This is a genomic window from Rhizobium sp. NLR22b (genome assembly GCF_019685295.1).
Taxonomy (GTDB): domain Bacteria; phylum Pseudomonadota; class Alphaproteobacteria; order Rhizobiales; family Rhizobiaceae; genus Rhizobium.
Genome location: NZ_JABDWM010000008.1, coordinates 66,082 through 80,434, shown reverse-complemented (window position 1 = coordinate 80,434; position 14,353 = coordinate 66,082). Strand labels below are relative to the sequence as shown.

At 60.5% G+C, this 14,353-nt stretch carries 13 protein-coding genes; 4 read left to right on the top strand and 9 right to left on the bottom strand.

Going from position 1 to position 14,353, the window contains the following annotated elements; all coding sequences use genetic code 11:
• Positions 1-12 precede the first annotated feature (12 nt).
• On the bottom strand, positions 13-1,431 hold the full coding sequence (locus HJC00_RS14775) for a DUF3300 domain-containing protein (RefSeq protein WP_221164274.1): 1,419 nt from the start codon (positions 1,429-1,431) through the stop codon (positions 13-15).
• A gap of 39 nt (positions 1,432-1,470) precedes the next feature.
• Complete coding sequence (locus HJC00_RS14770; RefSeq protein ID WP_210628813.1) at positions 1,471-1,785, bottom strand: hypothetical protein; 315 nt, start codon at positions 1,783-1,785, stop codon at positions 1,471-1,473.
• 557 nt (positions 1,786-2,342) lie between these two features.
• On the opposite strand from HJC00_RS14770, the gene HJC00_RS14765 reads away from it, so the two are divergent.
• Genes HJC00_RS14765 through HJC00_RS14755 form a run of 3 tightly spaced genes read left to right on the top strand, consistent with a single transcriptional unit; the run spans position 2,343 to position 6,094 of the window.
• The gene (locus tag HJC00_RS14765; RefSeq protein ID WP_221124261.1) at positions 2,343-4,043 is read left to right on the top strand and encodes a SulP family inorganic anion transporter; all 1,701 of its coding nucleotides are present in this window, start codon (positions 2,343-2,345) and stop codon (positions 4,041-4,043) included.
• Positions 4,044-4,064: 21 nt separating this feature from the next.
• Positions 4,065-4,907: a polyphosphate kinase 2 gene (gene ppk2 / locus HJC00_RS14760; RefSeq protein WP_210628816.1), complete on the top strand. Its 843-nt coding sequence runs from the start codon at positions 4,065-4,067 to the stop codon at positions 4,905-4,907.
• A 38-nt stretch (positions 4,908-4,945) separates the two neighbouring features.
• Complete coding sequence (locus HJC00_RS14755; RefSeq protein WP_210628817.1) at positions 4,946-6,094, top strand: AI-2E family transporter; 1,149 nt, start codon at positions 4,946-4,948, stop codon at positions 6,092-6,094.
• A 12-nt stretch (positions 6,095-6,106) separates the two neighbouring features.
• On the opposite strand, the gene HJC00_RS14750 is transcribed toward HJC00_RS14755, so the two are convergent.
• A complete protein-coding gene (locus HJC00_RS14750) occupies positions 6,107-6,343 on the bottom strand; it encodes a hypothetical protein (RefSeq protein ID WP_210628818.1) in 237 nt (78 codons plus the stop codon).
• A gap of 280 nt (positions 6,344-6,623) precedes the next feature.
• Between HJC00_RS14750 and HJC00_RS14745 the strand changes: the two genes are divergently transcribed.
• Positions 6,624-8,399 carry a hypothetical protein gene (locus HJC00_RS14745; RefSeq protein ID WP_221122586.1) on the top strand — a complete coding sequence of 592 codons (1,776 nt, stop codon included), beginning with the start codon at positions 6,624-6,626 and terminating at the stop codon, positions 8,397-8,399.
• 5 nt (positions 8,400-8,404) lie between these two features.
• On the opposite strand, the gene HJC00_RS14740 is transcribed toward HJC00_RS14745, so the two are convergent.
• The 6 genes from HJC00_RS14740 to potE all read right to left on the bottom strand — a co-directional run bounded on the left by HJC00_RS14740 (position 8,405) and on the right by potE (position 14,233).
• Positions 8,405-9,361 carry a hypothetical protein gene (locus tag HJC00_RS14740; RefSeq protein WP_221146771.1) on the bottom strand — a complete coding sequence of 319 codons (957 nt, stop codon included), beginning with the start codon at positions 9,359-9,361 and terminating at the stop codon, positions 8,405-8,407.
• 482 nt (positions 9,362-9,843) lie between these two features.
• A complete protein-coding gene (locus HJC00_RS14735; RefSeq protein WP_210628821.1) occupies positions 9,844-10,089 on the bottom strand; it encodes a hypothetical protein in 246 nt (81 codons plus the stop codon).
• A gap of 150 nt (positions 10,090-10,239) precedes the next feature.
• Positions 10,240-10,545, bottom strand: a complete 306-nt coding sequence (locus tag HJC00_RS14730; RefSeq protein ID WP_210631680.1) for a potassium channel family protein — start codon at positions 10,543-10,545, stop codon at positions 10,240-10,242.
• A 188-nt stretch (positions 10,546-10,733) separates the two neighbouring features.
• Positions 10,734-11,825: a calcium/proton exchanger gene (cax, locus tag HJC00_RS14725; protein ID WP_210628822.1), complete on the bottom strand. Its 1,092-nt coding sequence runs from the start codon at positions 11,823-11,825 to the stop codon at positions 10,734-10,736.
• A gap of 106 nt (positions 11,826-11,931) precedes the next feature.
• Positions 11,932-12,858 carry an amino acid ABC transporter substrate-binding protein gene (locus HJC00_RS14720; RefSeq protein WP_221120441.1) on the bottom strand — a complete coding sequence of 309 codons (927 nt, stop codon included), beginning with the start codon at positions 12,856-12,858 and terminating at the stop codon, positions 11,932-11,934.
• Positions 12,859-12,874: 16 nt separating this feature from the next.
• Positions 12,875-14,233 (bottom strand): putrescine-ornithine antiporter, encoded by a 1,359-nt coding sequence (potE, locus tag HJC00_RS14715; RefSeq protein ID WP_210628824.1) that lies wholly within the window; start codon positions 14,231-14,233, stop codon positions 12,875-12,877.
• Positions 14,234-14,353 lie beyond the last annotated feature (120 nt).

The window sequence follows — 14,353 nt, the reverse complement described above, 5'->3', positions numbered from 1 at the left end:
TGGAAACAGGTCTTACCGCCGTCCACCGCCGCCACGGCCACCGCCGCCACGACCACCGCCACCGCGGCCACCGCCGCCGCCTGAAGGGCGGCTATACTGAGGTGGACGGGCCGAAGGACGCTGGCCCATGCTCTGCGCCCCCCGGTGCGAGGAGACGGCCTCCCGGCGACCGGATTGCGGGTTGCCGAGAGCGCTCGGCTGGCGTCCGCGATTATCAGGTCTCGAAGCCATTTGCGGCTTGTTGGCCTTCTTGACGGATTTCTGGGCGGGCTTCGCGGGGCGATTGGCGGCCTTCTGAGGACGCGCCTCAGGCCTCGACGCTCCCTGCCGATCGCTTGCTGCCGGTCTATTGGCGGCGGGCTTGGCCTTCAGACCTTGCGCCGTGTTCTTGCGGATATCTTCAGCGCGTGCGGCGTTACCGCGATTCCCAGGCCTCTGACTTGCCTGGATATCATTGGCTCTGTTGCGCAGCTGGTTGCGATTGTCGCCCTGGAGACTGGATTTGATCGACGACCGGTCCAGCTTCGCGAACTGGTCCTTGCCTATACTCAGTTTGCTGCGGTCGACATTGCTCCAGTCGACGTCGTTAAACTTAAGCTTCCCATTGAAGTTGCGGTCGTTCAGGCAATTGTTGCAGTCGATATCAATATCGCCGTCCCAGCGGCCGCCCCAGACGCCCCAGTCGTCCCAGTTGACGATGGCTGCCCAGGTCAGACCCGTGACCGCAGCGGCGAAAAAGCCCGCCCCTGGGTAATAATAGCTGTCGTAATAATCCGGATAGTAGGAGATGGGCTCCGAGGCATAACCCGGTTCATAAAGCATTTCCGGCGGGTATTGCGGGATGTAGATCTTCTCGGGATCGGTCGGTCGGATGATGATATTTTCGTTTTCGGTAACGACGGTCACCTTGTCATCCGTCTTGATGATGTTCTTTTCCACCGCTTCGTCGCGAAGCTGCTGAATGGCAATCAGAACATCCTTTTGCTGATTGGTGAGCGCATCCGCCAGCGATTGCGTCCAGTCGAGGTCTTCGCTCATCATCTTGACGACGTCGGGATAGTTGAGCAGCGAAATGACGCTCCCGTCCCAATCGCTCTTCGGCTTGAGATCGGAATTCTTCTTTTTTGCCTCGAGGAACCGCTGTGCCTCGACGATCTGCAGCGGGAAGAGCGAGGCAGCCGAAATCGCTGCAACCAATTCGTCCGGATAAAGGGCAATGCGCGCCACGAGCACTTCCAGCTCATCGTCTGACAGAAGCGCCGCAGCAGGCTGTTCGGCAGCCGTCTGGGTCGGCGCGGCCGCTGGTGCAGGCGCCTGGGCGCGCGCGGGCAAGGCCAGCTGCAATGTGATGATCGCAACCACCGACAATCCAGCAATGAGTTGGCCGGCGAAAAATTGAGCCCCAGACACTTTGTGGGGAATTGCTTTCATCGCACCGACCTCCCTTGGATCAAACTTTGACGGACGCCTTCATGAAGACTTCGGACCGATGAGAGGCGGTCGCCCCAGAACGACTACTTTCGATTGGGCGATTGCCTCTCCCATCTCCTGCAGCAGCGCCTCGACCAGACCCGCATATTCCAGCCGCCGCGCCTCTCGAACCGCTTCCGGCAGAGCCTCGACATGCGCCAGAGCCTGGGCGGCATCCGCGAGATCCTCGCACATGCTGTGAAAGGGCTCGTTTACGTAGAAAAGCCGCTGTACCAGCCGCGTCTGGTTGGGAAAATAAGTCTCGGCCGTCTCAAGGGCGGATAGATATGTCGAACTTTTATCTCCCGACGCCATCTCCGCCCCCGCCGCCGACTGCGCTCAGCAGATGTCGAAACTATACAACAGGCGCAGCGGCGGCTGACGTAAAATACGCGAACCTACGGTAGCCGGCCTTCCAAGCGCCGGACGAATTCGAAGCGTTGGCCGCAATGGCATGTATCAAGCCGGTCGCGTCCCTCCGCTCCTGAGCGCAGACGATCTCCTCGAGTATCTGGATGGCCGCGACCCGATAGAGATTACACGATGCTACGAGCCTCGACTCCGAAACGGGCCTAATATCGGCGTTTGATAGCGATCTAGCGGTAGTGCCAGACCGGCCGGAAGGGAGCGGCCGTGTTTCGATCAGCATCATGATCGCGATCGACGTTCCAGATCTGATCGCCAACGCACGAAACCACCCCATCAGCACGCCGCGCCCATCAGCACGCCGCTGAACACTGCCGAACGGGTGGTTGTTGCGATCTGGCCGTGCCAGTTGACGCCCAATCCCGACCGTGCGGCCAAGCAGCGTGATGACCTGGGAAGGACCAACGGTGAGAGCATAGGAGCCAGCGGTGATAGGTAGCATTCCAATGTTGCGGGGCCTGAGCGGTTTCAGCCGGGATTGGCTTCGCAGCGATATCCCCGCCGGGCTGTCGATCGCTGCCGTCGGCCTGCCGAGCGCCATCGCCTACCCGGCAATCGCCGGCCTGCCGCCGGAGACCGGCATCTATGCCAGCATCCTCGCGCCGATCGCCTACGCGATTTTCGGTCCCTCGCGGCTCTTGATCGTCGGGCCTGACGCGGCGACGATGACGGTGCTTGCCGCTGCCATGGGCGCCATCATCGCGGTCGCGCCGCCCGGAACCGCTGTCGACCGGGTGGCGATCGCTTCGGCGCTTGCGATCGGCGTCGGCGTCTTCTACATCGCCGCGAAACTATTGAGGCTCGGCGTTCTCGCGAGCTTCCTGTCCCGGCCGATTCTGGTCGGGTTTTTCGCCGGGGTGTCGCTTTCAATTCTCGTCGGACAGATCGGCCGCTTTACGAGAGTGAAGATCGAATCCGACGGGCTCATCGCTCCGCTCCTCGAAATGCTCGCCAAGAGCGGCCTCATCCATTGGCCTTCCCTGATCCTCGGCCTTGCCATGTTTGCGCTGCTTTGGGTCGTCCGGGCTCTGCAGTTGAAGGTTCCAGGCCCGGTGCTGGTAGTGGTGGTCTCGGTCGTCCTGTCAGCCATCTTCGATTTCCGCGGCCGCGGCATCGCCGTGATCGGCGACCTGCCGAGTGGTCTGCCGGCCCTCTCCCTGCCAGCATTTCATCAGATGCCTCTCGACAAGACCGTGCTCGGTTCAGCCGCGATTTTTCTCGTCAGCTTCGGCGCCGGAATAGTGACGGCGCGCAGCTTCGGGTCACGCACCGGCGAGGAAGTCGACGCGAACCAGGAGTTGATCGGACTTGGCGCCGCCAATATCGCACCTGGCCTTTTCGGCTCGTTTCCGATCAGCATGTCCGATTCCCGCACGGCCATAAACCTGTCGACGGGAGGCGTCTCTCAGCTTGCAGGGCTGGTTTCGGCCGCCACCTTGATCGCGGCCCTGGTGTTCCTGAATGATGCGCTGAGCATTCTCCCGATCCCGGCGCTGGCGGCGATCCTGGCAACGGCTGCCATCAGCCTCATCGATATCGATGAGCTCAGGAAGATCTGGCGCATCAGCCGTATCGAATTCATCTTTGCGCTGATCGCCATGTGGGGAGCGATCAGCTTCGGCGTCCTTAACGGCGTGATTGTCGCGATCGCGGCGACCTTCGCCTATCTGCTGCGTCAGACGATGTTTCCGCGCGATGGCCTTCTTGGCCGCATCGAGGGGCGGCACGGCTTCTTCGATCTGCAGCGCTTTCCGGAAGCCCGTCCGATCGAGGGGGCGGCCGTCTTCGCGGTCCAGGGCAGCATCCTGTTTTACAACGCCGATTACGTGCGTTTGCGGATGATTTCGGTGATCAAGGCGCTTCCCGCCGAAACCAAATACCTGGTGCTCGATGCAAGCGCCATTACCTATATCGACAGCACCGGCGCGACCGCGCTCGAGGCTGTCGCTGACATGCTTGCGAAGCGCAACATCACCTTCGCGATCGCCGATCTCAGCGAGGAAAGCCGCGCGATTCTTGATCGTGCCGGCGTGATCAACGCGATCGGCGCCGACAATCTTTTCAATGGCAGGGAAGAAGCCTTGCGGACGCTGATCGGCGACATCGACCAGCCCGACCGCACCGTCCCGGCCGCCAATGTACCCTAGTTGAGAGAAGGAGGGAGAGCCATGGACGAAAACTACGAGCCGAGAGAGGCAGAAGCAGAGGCAACCCGCAACGGCAAAGATAAAAAGAAGAAGAAATCCTGGGATTATGACAAGGAAATCGGCCGGCTGCAGGTGGAGCTGGCTTACCTTCAGGCCTGGGTGAAGAAGTCAGGCGCAAGGATCGTCATCATCTTCGAAGGGCGCGACGCCGCCGGCAAGGGCGGCATGATCAAGCGGATCATGGAACGGCTCAGCCCGCGTGTTTTCCGCGTTGTGGCTCTGCCGGCTCCCACCGACCGGGAAAAGTCGCAGATCTACATGCAGCGTTACATCGCCCACCTGCCGGCAGCCGGCGAAGTCGTGATATTCGACCGCAGCTGGTATAACCGTGCCGGCGTCGATCGTGTCATGGGCTTCTGCAGTGACAAGAAGGCGCAGCGCTTTCTCGAACTCGCGCCCCGCTTCGAAGCCGCCATCGTCGAAAGCGGCGTCATCCTTCTCAAATATTTCCTGACGGTCACCGAGGAGGAACAGGAGCGCCGCTTCAGGCGCCGGATCCATGATCCGGTGCGGCAATGGAAGCTCAGTCCCATGGATGTCGAATCCTACCAGCGCTGGTGGGATTATACGCGCGCCTATGACGAGATGCTGCGGATGACCGACTCCAACCATGCACCGTGGTGGATCGTGCCTTCCGACGACAAGAAACGGGCGCGGATCAACTGCATCTCGCACATCCTGCAGTCCATTCCGTATGAACGAGTGAAATTTGACGAGCCCGATCTGGGGAAACGGCAGAAACGACCGGCCGACTTCACTGAGGACCGCAGCATCCGCCATGTCGTGCCTGACACGACGTCATAGGCATGGTGGGTCCGGCCTGTAACCTCACGGATGTGACGATGGAGCAGACAGTTGATACGACAACGCCAGGGACCGGCGCGGGTCAGATTTCGATAGAGGCGAGAGTAAGCGATCTGGTCCGCTTGGGCATCATCGGATTGTTTGCTTACTGGACGATGACGCTGATTGCTCCTTTCGCGCTTATCCTCATCTGGGCCGCCATCCTTGCCGTTGCTCTCTACCCGATGTTTGCGACGCTCTCGCGGTTGATCGGAAACCGGCCGGTGATCGCTGCCATCGTTATAGTCGCCGGTTGCCTCGTGCTGATCATAGCACCGCTCGCCCTCGTCGCAGTCAATTTCGCCGACACCGTAGAGGCGTTGATCGGCAGGTTGCGGACCGGAGAATTTACCCTGCCGGCAGCGCCTGACGCCATCAGGAATTGGCCTGTCGTCGGCGAGCGGCTCCATGATATCTGGAATCGCGTCGCCAGCGATCTGGCTTCGACGATCATCAAGTTTCAGGCGCCGATTCGTGAGGTCATGGGCGCTGTTGTGGCAAAACTAGCCTCGATCGGCGGCGACGTGCTGAGTTTTGTCGTCTCCATCATGCTCTCCGGCCTGTTTCTCACCCAGTCAACGCGTTTGGCCGCGGCGATACAGGTTCTGGCAAGCCGGGTCGCCGGCGACAAGGGCGTCGGTTTCGCCCGGCTGTCGGGAAGCACGGTGCGGAATGTATCACGCGGTGTCATCGGCGTGGCTTTCCTGCAGACCCTGCTCTGCGGACTGTGCTTTGCCGTCTTCGACGTTCCAGCGCGTGGAGCGCTGACCTTCGTCGTCTTCTTACTGTGCGTCATGCAACTCGGGCCAGCGCTGGTCCTCCTGCCCCTCGTCATCTGGGCCTGGTTCTCCTGGCCGTTCGCCGGCGCCTTTGCCTTTACCTGCCTTGCGGTGCCGATCTCGATTGTCGACAACATCCTGAAGCCTATCCTGATGGCGAGAGGCCTCTCCACTCCCATGCCCGTCATCCTGATCGGCGTGATCGGCGGCACTCTGGCCCATGGGCTGCTGGGGCTTTTTCTGGGACCGGTCGTTCTCAGTGTCTTTTACGAGCTGCTGAGAGCCTGGGCCTGGCCTGCGGCAATGGCGGAAGGATCAGAACATGATGACGCACGGGCTCTCAGCGTGGAAACCGAGCGTGCCGGATAGGCCACGGCCGGTCTACCTGTTGGTACAGTAGACGACGACCTCCTGCTCTAGGTCGCGACAGAGCTCCTCATATTCCGCAACGAGCTTGTCTTCCCTCGGGTTCTGGGTCCGGAACCGAGCCAGCGCGTCGACTGCAAGATCGTAGGCCTCGAACAGTTCGCCGAGGGTCTCGTTGGTAACGTCCGCCAGCAGATGGCGGATATCTGGAAGCCGCAACATCAGTTTTCTGCGGCCGCGTTCTTGGCTCATGAACTAGCTCCGCATTGGTACCGCGTCTGCAATTGATAAGAAGACAGTAAGGTGCCGAATTGTTCCCGAGGTCACAATTACTGTATCAGACCGCAAGCCATTCTTGCCAACTTAGTTCGGTAGCGGACAATCGGTGTCGCTCATTCCCGTCAAGAACGGTCCGCGCCCAAATTTGTGGCCTTATGGGCGAACCCTAAAGCAAAGCTTGCAACCAGGGGCTCGCGCGCTATGATGTATTAGAAGTAGCTTAGATAATTGCGTGACTTATCGTGGGGCGATCATGAGGAACGCAAAGGTCAATGTTTTGGGCAGTCTTGAGCCGACGGTGGATGAAATCTGCCGTCAGGTCGAGCGAATTCTCGGAAGCGAGGAATTTCACGCGCCGAAGCGGGGGCGGGATTTCCTCGAGTTCGTCGTCAATGAGACGCTTGCCGGCCGCTCGGAGTTCCTGAAAGCCTTCACCATAGCGAATGTCGTTTTCGGCCGGGAAGCTTCATTTGACCCGCAGAATGACCCGGTCGTCCGGATCGAGGCCGGTCGGATCAGAAAGGCGCTCGAGCGCTATTATCTCGTCGCGGGGCGCACGGACGAGGTCATCATCACCGTGCCCAAAGGCGGATATGTACCGCATTTCGAATATGCTCAGGGATTGCCGCTTCCATCGGCGGGCGGCCTGGAGCAGGCCCAGGCCGCAGAGTTCAATGCGCAAGAAGGCTCTCCTCGGAAGATGCGTGCTCCGATGCTTTCGGCCGCTCACGGCTTCGGGATCGTCATAATCGTCGTGGTTGCTCTGTTTGCCTTAGCCCTTGCATATGCATTGTCTGTTCCGAATGGGCGACCGACTGCGTCAACGCCGCCGGCGACCGCTCATCCGAAGGTGATCGTCGAATTCTTTTCCGAAAGCGGTTCCACCGGCGCTGGTTCGGATATCGCTCGCGGCCTGAGGGACGACGTGATCGGCCAGCTTGCCCGCTTCGACGACATTGTCATTGTCGCCGATCCGCTGCGCGCCGGGCGTGCCGCCGGCGCCGACTATTCGCTCCAGAGCAATATCCAGCTCGACAAAAGCAGGTTGCGCGCCGCGGTCAGGCTGGTGCGTCAATCGGATGGCGCGGTCGTCTGGGCCAGGAACTTCGATGCCGATCTTCAAGCCGAGAGCAAGCTTGTCATCCAAGGCAACATCTCCCGGCAGATCTCCAGTGCGATCGCGCATCCTGATGGGGCGATCCTTCAAACCGGAACGAACCAGATCGTCGGACCGGCTCAAAATGGCGACCAGGATGCCTATGCCTGCACGCGCGCCTATTACAGCTACCGTCAGGCCATGACCGCGCAAAGCCACGGCTCGACGCTGGAATGCCTGCGGCAGGCGACGCAGCGCTTCCCCGATAACGCTGCGTCCTGGACATTGCTGTCCATAGTCTATCTTGACGAGCTGCGATATCGCTACCAGCTCGGCACTTCCTCTTCGGTTCAACCGCTCGAACTGGCAACCGCTGCGGTGGAGCGGGCGGCATCTCTCGCGCCCGGCGATCCCCGCGTGCTGCAGGCGCTGATGTTGGTGAGCTTCTTCCGCGGAGACATCGACAAGGCCCTGGAGGCTGGCATGGCGGCCTATGCCGCCGATCCCGGTGACGTCGAACTCGCCGGCGAATATGGTTATCGACTGGCGCTTTCCGGGAAATGGCAATCAGGCTGCGAACTGCTCTCGATCGCCGTCAACAGGGGCGTCGGTCCTAGTGGCTACTACGAAGCCGGCATGGCGCTGTGTGCATTCATGAAGGGCGATCTCGAACAGGCGGAGCGCTGGTCGCGAAAGTCCGATCTCGGCTCGAACCCCGTCCATCGTCTCGTGCTGCTATCCATTCTGGGGGCCGCCGGGAAGACCGAGGAGGCCAAAGCGGAAGAGCATTGGCTTCATAGCCATGCGCCGGCATTGATGGCTAACATCCGCGAGGAAATTTCGCTGCGCTTGCAACGGCTTGACGATCAGGAGCGCGTCCTGAATGGATTGCGTGCCTCGGGACTTGATATCGACGCCACCCCGGCAAGATAAGGCCGCTATCGATTGGTCGGTGCGGCGCTCTGCTTGCGGTTCGAAATCTCCAGAGCGATTTGCATGGCGATCTCGTCCTCGACATCGAGAAAGGTCCGGCCGCGCAGTTGGCGATCATATTGATTTGCCCATATCACCGTGCCGTCGGCGCCATTGATCATTCGGACATGCAGATGAAGGACGGCGCCCTCGATAACCACGCTTCCCTGCAGACTGAACAGCGGAACGATCGGTTGGGTGTCGGATCTGTCGGGCGCGAGCACGACAAGATTTTCCGCTTTCATCAGCTTCGTCAGCAGCTGGTCGGCCAGGCCTTTCGCAAAATTCACGCCTTCGGAGCTGCCGCCGAGGGCCGCGAAGGGCTCGACCACAATGCTGACCTTGCTCGCGACCGTCGACGCGGCGGGCGCCGGCGGCGCTCTCGGCCTTGAAAAATAGGCTTCCAACGGGCGGATGAGAGCCAAAACCGCGATCACGCCGAACAGCGCCGGTACGCCGATCGGCAGCAGAAGATCGCGATAGGCGACAGAGCGCTCCAGGCCGACCCTCTTGTTTCCGCGGTTTTGCAAATCCCTCCCTTCGCCTGGATTCGCGCTGCCATTGCTGCTCGAAAATTGCGGCGAATAGCCTCCCTTGGGGATGGTAATCCCGATCGGGTCGCTGCTTCCGCTGACGAGATAATATCGCTCAAGTGCGCGACGGATACGCCCCGCCTCGATGCGGACGACCGGATCATTCTGCGCATCGAAGGAGGCGCCCCGCGCGAAAACCGCCTGCGCAATCGTATAGGCCTTGAGTTGTTCGCTGCGTCCTTCCAGCGTCTCCTCAACGATATACCGCAGGAAACGCCGCCCACGCTCAGGAGCATGAAATTCGGGACTGGCGAGGATGCGCTCAAGCTGCGCGCGAACGGCTGCAGGGTCGTAGGGTTCGCGGCTGGTTTCCTCCTCATCCGATACCATCGAGCCCTCCCGCGACGCCACCTGTTGCCTTATACACCTGTCGATGGTTCAGGACTTCCGTAGCAATACGTAAATGAGAGCCTGGACCTGGCCGCCAGCGACATTGCCGGATCAGATGACGGTTCACAGCCGACTCGGACGCTTCACCGCCTAGAGCCTTTCCGGGTTAGATTGAAGCATTCTGCCGGAGCAGGTTTTCGTCAGGGCAAAGGCGATTGGCGAAGGGCATACCCCAAGGTACGTCCGAGCCAATCGCCTTTGATCCTGGCTAGAGATGCCCGGCCCACCGGCCGCACCGCTTCGCCGTGGCGAAGCGATGTGCGTCCGGCGATTCTGAAGTCTTGCAGATTTGCCAGCCAAATCTGCGGGAGGGTTGGCTGAAACAGGGCGGCTGATCGACCGGCCGGCTTGGCCGTAGGGCTGGGCTACGACGCGCGCCGGTCGACCATCCGACTCCGTTTGAGCCAACAGAATGCTTCAATCTAACCCGGAAAAGCTCCAGTGCAATAGACGACGACTTCCTGCTCTATTTCGCGGCAGAGCTGCTCATATTCGGTGATCAGCGTATCTTCTCTCGGACGCTCATTTCGGAACCGATCCAATGCATCGACGGCAAGGTCATAGGCTTCAAACATCTCCCCCAGTGTCTCGCTGGTCACGTCAGCGAGACGATGACGAACATCGGGCAGGCGGAGCATCAATTTCCTTCGTCCACGCTCTCGGCTCATAGTGTAACTCCGGATATTTGCACGCACCGGTAAACAATCCGAACTCGATGGAACCCCGTTCGTTCCCCCTCACCTGCTCCGATCATCCGTCCGGCGGTGCGCTCGCAGAACGGATGCGCATTTCCAGGTCAATGTGCAGCAGAACAGGATTCAAGGCTCCCGGTCGTCCGCATCCAGGGCTTTCACGGTGACTGCGGCGACGATGCCGGTCAGCACAATGCCCGCAAAGCCGATCATCAACGCCAATATCCGCGACGAGATATGTTTGGGGGTAAAATCGCCGTAGCCGATCGTCAAGCCGGTGACGAAAGTGAAATACATGGCTTCGTCAATGCGCCAGTTTTCGATACGCCAGATTGCGAGCCCGGATCCGACCATCAGGGAGACGATCGCTGAGACGATTGGCCAGATCACATGAAGCTGCCTTGCGAGCGCGACGAAAAACAGCCGCCGCATCTGTCTAGGGTTCGATATTCGGCCAGTTCTTACCGACACCTTTCGACCTCCCTGCAATTGGTTCAGGACATTCATAAGACTGACGCAGTCCATGGGGCTGGAATCCGCGCGCCCCACATTCATCCCGTGCACCATGCTTGCCAAGGCAACCGCTGCGGTGCCCTACCTCGATGCTCTCCAGACCCGCTTCATAAGCCCCGATCGGGCAGAACATATAAAGTCGTGGCGAAGATCATGTAAACCATCAGCACCAATATGCCGACGAACCACGCCGAACGCCCGCTGTTGGTAACGAACATCGCCGTCATGGTCGCCAGGAAAACCATGACGACAACGCCCGGCGAAAACTGCAGATCCATCGGTGTCGGACCGATGACGTAGCTCAACAGCACAAGCACGGGCGCCACGAACAAAGCTATCTGCGAGGCGCTCCCGAGCGCGATGCCGACGCTCAAGTCGAGGCGGTTCTTGCGCGCACCGGAAAATGCCGAAGCCATTTCGGCTGCGCCGCCGACCAGTGCGACGACGATGAAACCGACAAAGGCAGGCGTCATTCCAAAAACCTTGGCAGCCTCCTGCACGGACTCGACGAAGATCTCGCTGACCAGCGCGACCAGTATCGTGACACCGGCAAGCGTGGACAATGCCAGGCCAATCGGCCACGGGGTTTCGTCCGCCTCGGCGTGCTCGGCGGCGGCAAAGAGCTCGCGGTGCGTCTTCAGCGTGAACAGCAGTCCCAGCGCGTATCCGACAATAAGCAGGATGGCCAAGCCTAAGCTGAGCTTGTTAAGCACTTCCGTAGCCGAGGTCGAATCTGAAGCAACCGCCGACGGTATCAGCAGGGCGATGGTGGCGAGGAACAGCAGGCCGGCCTGAAGACGCGCATTGGCTCGGTTGAATTCCTGAGTGTGATGCTTCAGGCCGCCGAGCAAAAACGAGGCTCCCAGCATGAACAGCGTGTTGGTGACGATTGCACCGGCAACCGATGATTTTACCAGCGTATACTGTCCGGCACGCAGGGCGGCCAAGGCGATGACAAGCTCCGTCAGATTTCCCAGCGTGGCGTTGAGCAGTCCGCCAGCGGCGTCGCCGGTTTTTGCCGCAACGGACTCGGTGGCGTGACTGAGGAGGCCAGCCAGGGGTATCACGGCAAGGACCGACAAGATGAACAGCAACGTGTGAGCCTCGGGGGCAACGCGCGCCGCGACAAAGACCACCGGCACCGCAACGAGCAGCCAAAGCATGGGGTTGGCACGAATTTCTTTCCAAAGGAGGTTCACCCGTCACTCCCCGTTCAGTTGCTTCAGGCGTGCCGCGGGTTACGGGTCAATATGACCTGCTCCGGGCGCGCCAGTTGTTTGACGGTTGATGATCCGTCATGCAGGGCTACTCCGGCAGCGCTGTTTGCCGGAAGAATGTCACCGTCGCCTCATCCGGCGGCCCGAACCAGGTTGTGAAGAATGTCCGGAAATCCGGCCCGGCATAGGTTTGGCTGAGCGCACGATCGACGGCAAGGCGGAAGTCCTCATCGCCGCGCGCCAACTCAAGAGCGAGCGCTTCGTAGGTGAAGTGGCGCTGCAGGACGATCAGATTACCGGAATTGTCACTGCGGGCGGCGGCATCCATGAGGATCGGCATGTCGCCGAAGAGCACCGCCGAACTGCCGTCCATGACGCGCTCGATCCCCTGCTGGTAGTTGTCGACCGGCGCAGCCGTTGCCGCGAGTTGAAAAGTCTTGATCCTGTCGCTCAGCCAGCCTTCGCTCGTCGTGCCCGCGATCGAGGAGAAGGTCTTGTGCTCCAGGATCGTGCGGGCCGGTGAACCACGCCAGAGCGGACGGCTGGAGGGTTCGCCATATTGCAGCACTTCGCGCAAAGCCAGCGGCGAGCTGGTGCTCAAGAGCGCGCCGGTGCCGCTTGGGAAAATCGGGATGGAAAACGACACCTGCTGCCGCCGCGTCAATGTCACCGGCTCCGCAGCGCAGACAAGATCAGCCGTACTGCTTCCTATTGCCTGCATCTTGGCGTCGCCTGAAAGCGAAACCCATTCGACATCGAGCTTCGGCAGGTTCAGCTGTGCCCTAAGACTATCGGCAATCTTGTTGCAGAGGGCGACGGCATAGCCGTCCGGCCGTCCCTGTTCCCCGTTGAAGGAAAAGGGCCTTGCATCCGGATCGTAGCCGAGCTTCAGAGCGCTGCCCGCTTTGATACGGTCGAGCGTCTGAGCCTGCACGGGCATGCCGAAGGCCAACATGGCCGCCGCGGTGAGCACAGAGGCGGCGATACCCGCCCAGCGATCATTTGTTCCTGACATGTCTGATCCTCCTCTCTTACTCGGCCGGAAGCTGGTTCGTGTTGCTGGCGAAACGCGGGGCGATCAGGCCGTAGATGATGAAACCGATGCCTGTGACGATCATGCCGCCGAGAACCGCGTCCTTGCCGGAGGCATAGATGGCGAAGACGCTGTAGGCCATGCCGACCAAGGCGATGGTGGCGTTCAGCCGATATTTCGGCTGTGGCACGCGGGCGGCCTTCATCATGACGAAAAGGGCAGACAGCGCGATGATATAGGGCAGTACGTTGGTGACGACGGCGAGGTTGACGAGCGCCGAAAACTGTTCGCTCAACGTCGGCGAAATGGTCATCAAGGCAAGGCATGTCTGCACGATGCCGAGAATGATCATGCCGGCCACGGGCGCCCCCATCTCGTTCACCCGCGAGAATATGGATGGGAACATCCGCTCGTCGGCGGCGGTTTTCGCCGTCTGCGCGATCGTAAACTGCCATCCGAGCAGCGAGCCGAGGCAGGCCAGTACGGCAAGCGCCATGACGATGGAACCAACCGTGGAATTGAACATGGTGGCATAGGCGAGTGCAAAGGGCCCCGTGGAGCTGGCGAGATCCGGATTCGGCACGATGCCCTGAATGACCGTCGTCGACAGGATGTAGATGACGGCCGCACCCAGCGTGCCGAACATGCAGGCGAGCGGCACGTCACGCTTGGGATTTTCGACGGCATCGGAATTCTGAGCGGCTGATTCCATGCCGAGGAATGCCCAGAGGGTCAGTGAAATGCTCGATCCCATGCCTTGCCCAAGCGTCAGGCCTTGCGGATTCCAGGCGGCGGCGAAAGTGCTGGAGCTGAACCAGAGCCAGCCGATGATCGACAGCAGTCCAACGGGCAGGATGACGCCCCATACCGTGACCGAACCAATGCGGCCGGTGATGCGCGGTCCACCGAAATTGGCGGCCGTGGTCAGCCACAAGAGCACGATCAGCGCCAGGCAGGTCATGATCGGGGTCGAGGTCAGCACCGGAAAGAACCCGGCCAGGTACCCGACGGCCGAGATGCCGATCGCCACATTGCCGACGGCAAGCGACAGGAAATACAGGAAGAACACCATGAAATAGCCGTCCTTCCCATAGGCATCCTCCGCATAGGCGGACATGCCTCCGGGCCGCTGATTGAACAGTCCGGCCTGGGCGAAGCCATAGGCGATCGCCATCGAGCCGATGGCGGTCACAAGCCAGGAAAGCAGCGAGATCGCCCCGACCTGCGCCATATTGGCGGGCAGCATGATGATCCCCGACCCCATCATGTTGACGGCGACGATGAAGGTGAGTTGCACCAGGTTCATCTTTTTCTTGGCCGTGGCCTCGGCCGCAAGATGCATCGTGTTGTCGGTCATGACGAAGTCCTCCCTAAAGCGCGTCGCGTTCCTTCAGAATGGCTTGATCCACGCTTTCATTCTTTGTTTTCGCTCAATGTCGCTACCGCAAAGCCGCTGCGCACTTTTCGTGACATGCTC